This window comes from Rheinheimera muenzenbergensis (genome assembly GCF_036984005.1).
Classification (GTDB): Bacteria; Pseudomonadota; Gammaproteobacteria; order Enterobacterales; family Alteromonadaceae; genus Alishewanella; species Alishewanella muenzenbergensis.
This window is the reverse complement of record NZ_JALAAR010000053.1, coordinates 1-420: the sequence shown is the minus strand read 5'-3', so window position 1 is coordinate 420 and position 420 is coordinate 1. Positions and strand designations below refer to the sequence as shown.

1 protein-coding gene is annotated in these 420 nt (G+C 55.0%); it reads right to left on the bottom strand.

What is annotated here, in order from left to right; translation table 11 throughout:
• A partial coding sequence (locus tag MN202_RS20520; protein ID WP_335737995.1) for a hypothetical protein occupies positions 1-420 on the bottom strand: 420 nt, incomplete at both ends.

The window sequence follows — 420 nt, the reverse complement described above, 5'->3', positions numbered from 1 at the left end:
ATGCTCAGGCGGTTATCATGAGTTACTTTCTGGCCAGGGCGGTTTAGCTCGTCAAAACCACTGTATTCTGTCCAGGCTGGCGCGCTGCCCTGCATATAGGGTTGTGATTCGGCTTCAACCCGGCCTGCTGCGTCGTAGCGTTTATCGCGGTTAATCCAGTTACCCTCAAAACCTTGTACCGCCGTGCGGATATCGCGACCGAGCATATCAAAATACACCCGTTGCTCTGGCATGCCGCGCTGCTGGGTTACCTGCAGCCAGACTGCGTGCTGGGGGGCATTGTTATCATAGCTGGTGCTGTCCAGCGCAACCCGTACTTCACCTGCGCCAGGCGTTTGTTGCCCGGTCATACGGCCAAACACATCATAACTAAACTGGGTTTGCAGGTTATTGGCATCGATACTTGATTGCACCAGGCCG